This window comes from Albidovulum sp. (genome assembly GCF_049646345.1).
Taxonomy (GTDB): Bacteria; Pseudomonadota; Alphaproteobacteria; order Rhodobacterales; family Rhodobacteraceae; genus Albidovulum.
Window position 1 is genome coordinate 1 of the sequence record NZ_JBARVQ010000831.1, and the last position, 5,516, is coordinate 5,516.

9 protein-coding genes are annotated in these 5,516 nt (G+C 60.5%); 2 read left to right on the forward strand and 7 right to left on the reverse strand.

The features are described from left to right. Window positions 1-78: 78 nt before the first annotated feature. The 6 genes from WBB85_RS21755 to WBB85_RS21780 all read right to left on the reverse strand — a co-directional run bounded on the left by WBB85_RS21755 (window position 79) and on the right by WBB85_RS21780 (window position 3,091). The gene (locus tag WBB85_RS21755) at window positions 79-510 is read right to left on the reverse strand and encodes a hypothetical protein (protein ID WP_432640661.1); all 432 of its coding nucleotides are present in this window, start codon (window positions 508-510) and stop codon (window positions 79-81) included. Next, window positions 507-674, reverse strand: coding sequence for a hypothetical protein (locus WBB85_RS21760; RefSeq protein ID WP_432640662.1), 168 nt, complete (start codon window positions 672-674; stop codon window positions 507-509). The genes WBB85_RS21755 and WBB85_RS21760 overlap by 4 nt, the downstream gene beginning before the upstream one ends. Window positions 675-789: 115 nt before the next feature. Beyond that, entirely contained in the window at window positions 790-1,227 is a 438-nt protein-coding gene (locus WBB85_RS21765; protein WP_432640663.1) for a MarR family winged helix-turn-helix transcriptional regulator, read from the reverse strand. Window position 1,228: 1 nt separating this feature from the next. Continuing rightward, complete coding sequence (locus WBB85_RS21770) at window positions 1,229-2,059, reverse strand: carbon-nitrogen hydrolase family protein (RefSeq protein WP_432640664.1); 831 nt, start codon at window positions 2,057-2,059, stop codon at window positions 1,229-1,231. A 3-nt stretch (window positions 2,060-2,062) separates the two neighbouring features. Continuing rightward, complete coding sequence (gene grxC / locus WBB85_RS21775) at window positions 2,063-2,320, reverse strand: glutaredoxin 3 (protein ID WP_432640665.1); 258 nt, start codon at window positions 2,318-2,320, stop codon at window positions 2,063-2,065. 39 nt (window positions 2,321-2,359) lie between these two features. Then, complete coding sequence (locus WBB85_RS21780) at window positions 2,360-3,091, reverse strand: double zinc ribbon domain-containing protein (protein ID WP_432640666.1); 732 nt, start codon at window positions 3,089-3,091, stop codon at window positions 2,360-2,362. A 16-nt stretch (window positions 3,092-3,107) separates the two neighbouring features. Between WBB85_RS21780 and WBB85_RS21785 the strand changes: the two genes are divergently transcribed. Together WBB85_RS21785 and hemH are read left to right on the forward strand one after the other, a co-directional pair. After that, the gene (locus WBB85_RS21785; RefSeq protein WP_432640667.1) at window positions 3,108-3,941 is read left to right on the forward strand and encodes a methyltransferase domain-containing protein; all 834 of its coding nucleotides are present in this window, start codon (window positions 3,108-3,110) and stop codon (window positions 3,939-3,941) included. A 49-nt stretch (window positions 3,942-3,990) separates the two neighbouring features. Next, the gene (hemH, locus tag WBB85_RS21790) at window positions 3,991-5,058 is read left to right on the forward strand and encodes a ferrochelatase (protein WP_432640668.1); all 1,068 of its coding nucleotides are present in this window, start codon (window positions 3,991-3,993) and stop codon (window positions 5,056-5,058) included. 87 nt (window positions 5,059-5,145) lie between these two features. Here hemH and WBB85_RS21795 read toward each other — a convergent pair whose 3' ends face one another. After that, window positions 5,146-5,328 carry a hypothetical protein gene (locus WBB85_RS21795; protein WP_432640669.1) on the reverse strand — a complete coding sequence of 61 codons (183 nt, stop codon included), beginning with the start codon at window positions 5,326-5,328 and terminating at the stop codon, window positions 5,146-5,148. Between the last annotated feature and the right edge of the window lie 188 nt (window positions 5,329-5,516).

Genomic DNA, 5,516 nt, shown 5'->3' on the forward strand with positions numbered 1-5,516 from the left:
CACGTTCACGAAGTGCCATAGGATGTGGTTTGCCCATCACTGACCCCCATATCTGCCATACAGACAGGGAATCACAGATCAAGCATCGGGGGAATCCTGAATCTCGAAAACCGCAACACGCTCTAGATCGGTCAGCGGAAGTGCGACATCCGGGCGGACGAGCACCGTCGCGATCATAACGGCATCCTCGCGCAGCCCCTCTCCGGCGGTTGCGACAAAATTCGCGAAACAGGCTTCGTCCGCGCCAAGGCATTTGCAGGTGACATGATGGCGCATAAGCGGCCTGCGTCCATAATGGATACATAACCTGCAGAGGTCTTCAAAGTTGTGCAACGCATGGCGACCTGCATCCGCACCGAGGCGCGCGACAAAGTCATCCGCCACCCGCTCCTTCGCGTTTGGCCCATCGCTCCAAAGCCGCAGGTAGAGAACCGCTGCCGCTTCGACCGAATCCAGTTCGGACACGAAACCGACCGGTGCGCCGCCGCGATTGCGAACCGGAGCGTTCATTGCCGATCCTCCCGATCTGTGGCGCGGCGATCCAGCAACCAGTTTTCCAGATCCGGCGGTGTTTGACCGATGAGGGACAGAACCTCCCGCAACTCAATGGGGTCGGAATCCTGAGGTGTTTGCGCCTTTTTCAAAGAAAGTCGGGCTTGCGTCACGGGTTTCATTGTCACTCTCCTGCCGTCACCGCCGGGCTCTGGGGGTGGGTACAGAAATAGCCTGACAAAAATAATCAGGTGAGTCAATCCTGACAATTTTAATAAGTTATTATCCTGACGTGCGCTATTGCTCCAGCCGCAGCCGCAATTCGCGCAGGATCGGCAGGACGGCCCGCACCTTGTCGGCACCAATGGCCTTGACCACGTCGCCAACGACCGGCGTGATCGAGGCGAGCGCGGCATCGCGGGCACTTCGCCCGGCGGGGCTGATCGACACGAATTTGCGCCGCGCATCGTCCCAATCGGGGCGGACATGGACGTGACCGGCCCATTCCAGCTTGGCCAGCGTATTGGTCATCGCGCCCCGCGTGACGTGAAAGGTTTCGGCAAGCTGGGCGGGTGAACGTTCGGCATTTGTATGGGCGAGATGGTTCAGGACCGAAAAGTGACTGATCTCCATCCCCTTCGGCAATGCGCGGCTGATCAGGCTGCGGGCAAGCTGATCGGCCATGAAGACCTCGGAAAACAGCGCGACAGCAAGGGGATCGTTCTGTTCTGCCATCTCACACCCCCCCGAAATCGCGGTCATGGGTCAGGGACGGCACCCGGTGCCGGGCGCGGCTGACGGCCCCGGGATCAAGGTCGACATAGGTGATGCCGGTTTCGGTTCCGCCATCGGCCAGAACCTCGCCCCAGGGCGATACGACCAGCGAATGGCCATAAGTGCGGCGGGGGCGGCCACTATGAGCGGCATGGGTGCCGGTTTGCGCAGGGGCCAGCACGTAAGCCCCGCATTCAATGGCGCGGGCACGCAACAACGGTTCCCAATGGGCGGCACCTGTTGTGTCGTTGAAGGCAGCCGGCACCGTCAGGATGGTCGCATCCGCCTTGGCAAGGCGGCGGTAGAGATGGGGAAACCGCAGATCGTAACAGATCGTCAAACCGATCCGGCCAAAGGGCGTGTCGGCGATGACCGCCTCTTCGCCAGGCCGGTAACCTGCGCTTTCGCGGTATTGCTCGCTCTCAGACACGTTCACATCGAACATGTGGATCTTGTCATAGCGCGCGGCAATCCCGCCATCGGGCCGGATCAGGAAAGACCGGTTGGCAAACCGCCCGTCCGCATCCCGGGTCAAAAGCGCGAGCGAACCGATCAGCAGCCAGATGCCAAGCCGGTTGGCCTCATCCCGCAGCGCGGCGAGTGTCGGATCGTCCTCTTCATGCCGCAGGACTGCATTCTGATGCGCCCGGTCGGAAGAAAGACAGTTCGACACCTCAGGTGTCAGGACAAAGCCCGCACCTTTGGCCGCCGCCTCCCGCACCAGCGACAGCGTCACGGGCAGGTTCGCCTGCGGATCGTCGGTCACTGAAAGCTGGAGAAGTGCTGTCCGCATCCGTCAGGCCACGAGCATCGGGTCGAGTTTTCCGGCATGGTCAAGTGCGTGCAACTCATCGCAGCCGCCGACATGTGTGTCGCCGATGAATATCTGCGGGACGGTGTGGCGGCCATTGGCGCGGCGCATCATGTCCTGACGAAGCTCGGCATTGCCAGAGACGTCCGTCTCCTCATAAGTGATGCCCTTGCGCTCCAGGAGGCGTTTTGCAGCAATGCAGAAAGGGCACCAGGGTGTGCTGTAAATCTCAACGCGGTTCATAATGGATCCTGTTCCTGAAGTCGTGGTGACTATAAGGATTTAGGCATCCTTCGCAACGCGCGCCAGCACCAGTGTCGAAACCGTGTGGGCCCCGGCAGCAAGGCAGGCATCGGCTGCGGCGGCAAGTGTGGCGCCCGAGGTCATCACATCGTCGATCAACAGCACATCGCGCCCCGTGACCCGCGCGGCGCGGCGCGGATGAACCCGGATCGCGCCCGCGACATTGGTGAAGCGTTCATCGCGGTTGCGGCCATCCTGCGACGCGGTTTTCCGGGCGCGGACCAGCAGGTCCGGGCAATGGCCCAGCCCTGCGGTCTTTGCGACCGCACGCGACAAAAGCGCCGACTGGTTGTAACGGCGGCGGAAAAGGCGGGCCCAGTGCAGGGGCACCGGCACGACCAGCATGTCCGGTTTCAGGATCGGACCAGCGGCGCGCATCAGCCAAACCGCCGCAGGACGGACAAGGTCAAGCCGGTCGCCATGTTTCAAGGCCAGTACCATTTTGCGGCCGTTATCCTTGTAAAGAAGCGCCGCCCGTCCCCGGTCCCATGGTCGCGCCATAGTCAGGCAATCGTCGCAATATTCCGGCCTGCCGTCATCTTCGCCGGGCAGCGTCGTGCCGCAGCGATCGCAGACCAGCCCGCCGATAAATGGTGTTTCGCGCCAGCACGGACCGCAAAGGCCGAAATCTTCGGTGGCGGGTTCACCACAATTGATGCATTGCGCGGGAAAGAGCGTGCCGAGCACGCTTTGCATTCCCTTTCGAAGCATCCTAGTTTCGCCGATCATGACGCATCCACCCAAACTCACCGAACGTGCCGCGCTGCTCCGCAACCGCACCCGTGCCCTCAGACAAGGCGCTGAGCTGTTCCTGCACGAAGACTGCGCGGCTGAAATCGAAGAGAGACTGGGTGAGGTTAACAAACGGTTTACATCGCCTGCTATCGTGACCGGTTTTCCCGGCCCCTGGGCCAAGGTTCTTCCCGGCGCGCGCATTGTCGAGGATGCCGAGACGCTGGCGCTGGAACCGGGCGCGCATGACCTGATCGTGCATGGGCTGGCCCTGCACTGGGCCAATGACCCCGTGGGCCAGCTTGTGCAATGCCGCCGCGCGCTGAAACCCGACGGGCTGTTTCTGTGCGCGATGTTCGGGGGCCAGACCCTTTTCGAACTGCGCGCCTGTCTGGCCGAGGCGGAAAGCCGGTTGACCGGCGGCCTTTCGCCGCGTGTCCTGCCGATGGCGGAAATCCGTGACCTTGGCGGATTGCTGCAGCGCGCTGGTTTTGCCCTGCCGGTGGCCGATGCCGCGAAAAAGACCGTGACTTATACGACCGCCTTTCATCTGATTGCCGATCTGCGGGCAATGGGTGAGGGCAATGCCCTGCAGTCCCGCAGCCGCCGTGCGACACCGCGCGAATTGTTCCCGGAAGCCGCCCGCCTTTACGCAGCAACCTATCCGGCACCGGAAGGCCGCATCACCGCAACGTTCGAGCTGATCTTTCTGACGGGCTGGGCGCCGGATGAAAGCCAGCAAAAACCGCTCCGTCCCGGTTCGGCTGCGCAACGTCTGGCCGATGCGTTGGGTGCGACCGAAACGCCACTCGACCCCCGCGAACGTTGACGCGGGCAGATTTCCGTCTATCTCGGACACCGGGACAGGAGAGAAACGAATGAAAGACAAAATCGACCGCCCCGGTGACGGCCGCCTAATCCATGCGCCCGCCGACCATCCCCCGGTCACGCGGCCGCGTATCGGTGTTCTGGTCGCCAATCTCGGCACGCCGGACGATTACACGTATTGGCCGATGAGGCGCTATCTGAGCGAGTTTCTGTCCGACAAGCGTGTCATCGACTACCCCAACTGGAAATGGCAGCCGCTTTTGCAGCTGATCATCTTGTCAAAGCGGCCCTTCAGTTCGGGTGCGAACTACAAATCAATCTGGAATCACGACAAGGGCGAAAGCCCGCTGATGACGATCACCAAAGCGCAGGTGGAAAAGCTGCGCGCGGCGATTACCGAACGCTATGGGCCTGAGGTGATGGTTGAGTTTTGCATGCGCTACGGCAATCCTTCAACCGACTCGGTCGTGCGCCGCATGGTTGATGCGGGTTGCGAAAAGATCGTGTTCCTGCCGCTTTACCCGCAATATGCCGGGGCCACTGCGGCCACCGCCAACGATCAGTTCTTTCGCGCATTGATGAAAGAAAAGCGCCAGCCAGCGGCACGAATCGTACCCGAATACTTCGACCACCCGCTTTATATCGAGGCTTTGGCGCAATCGGTTGAGCGGGTCTATGCAACGCTCGATCACAAACCGGACGTTCTGGTTGCCTCGTATCACGGCATGCCGAAACGCTATCTGATGGAGGGCGATCCCTATCATTGCCAGTGCCAGAAAACCTCGCGCCTGTTGCGCGAACGTCTGGGCTGGGGGGCTGAGGCGATCAACACAACCTTCCAGTCGGTCTTTGGCCCCGAGGAATGGCTGCGGCCTTACACAGTCGAACATGTCGCCGAACTGGCGAAAGCGGGAAAGAAAAGAATCGCTGTGATTTCCCCGGCTTTTTCGGCCGATTGCATCGAAACGCTGGAGGAAATTCAGGGCGAGATTCGCGAGGCGTTCGAACATGCCGGAGGCGAAAGCTTCACCTATATTCCCTGCCTGAACGATGATGACGCCCATATTGCGGCGCTCATGGCGATTATCGGCGACAATCTGGCTGGCTGGATTACCTGATCCTTTACCGCAACAGCCTGACGGGTAGCAGACAACAAAAAAGGCGGTGGAAAAACCACCGCCTTTTCTGTTTGGACTTGAGTCCTATCAGTTGCTGGCAGCAGCAGCGATCAGGATGAGCGCCAGAACGGCGACAACAACACCAGCGGACGAAGAGGAGGAAGCCTCTTCAACAACCGGGGTCGGTTCCATGACCGGCTCAGCCATACCGCCGGCAACGGCAGTGGAAGCAGCAACGGAAAGGGCGGCGGCAAGCGCGAGCTTTTTCATTTACATATCTCCATTTTCACCGGGCGAAATTTCGTGAGGTCCGCCACGGCATACAGTCTTCACCTCGTATCATCCACTAGCTCACAAGGTCCGGAATATGCAACCTGCGACATTATGGACGCACAAAGGTTTCCGTAGTTTCGTCAAATAAGCAACACTTGCGTGCCGACATCCGCAAAGGAAAATAG

Excerpts from the sequence above, each read along its gene's own strand:
- WBB85_RS21785 (WP_432640667.1), top strand. The coding sequence starts at position 3,108 with ATGACGCATCCACCCAAACTCACCGAACGTGCCGCGCTGCTCCGCAAC.
- WBB85_RS21780 (WP_432640666.1), bottom strand. The coding sequence starts at position 3,091 with ATGCTTCGAAAGGGAATGCAAAGCGTGCTCGGCACGCTCTTTCCCGCG.
- hemH (WP_432640668.1), top strand. The coding sequence starts at position 3,991 with ATGAAAGACAAAATCGACCGCCCCGGTGACGGCCGCCTAATCCATGCG.
- WBB85_RS21760 (WP_432640662.1), bottom strand. The coding sequence starts at position 674 with ATGAAACCCGTGACGCAAGCCCGACTTTCTTTGAAAAAGGCGCAAACA.
- grxC (WP_432640665.1), bottom strand. The coding sequence starts at position 2,320 with ATGAACCGCGTTGAGATTTACAGCACACCCTGGTGCCCTTTCTGCATT.
- WBB85_RS21765 (WP_432640663.1), bottom strand. The coding sequence starts at position 1,227 with ATGGCAGAACAGAACGATCCCCTTGCTGTCGCGCTGTTTTCCGAGGTC.
- WBB85_RS21770 (WP_432640664.1), bottom strand. The coding sequence starts at position 2,059 with ATGCGGACAGCACTTCTCCAGCTTTCAGTGACCGACGATCCGCAGGCG.
- WBB85_RS21755 (WP_432640661.1), bottom strand. The coding sequence starts at position 510 with ATGAACGCTCCGGTTCGCAATCGCGGCGGCGCACCGGTCGGTTTCGTG.
- WBB85_RS21795 (WP_432640669.1), bottom strand. The coding sequence starts at position 5,328 with ATGAAAAAGCTCGCGCTTGCCGCCGCCCTTTCCGTTGCTGCTTCCACT.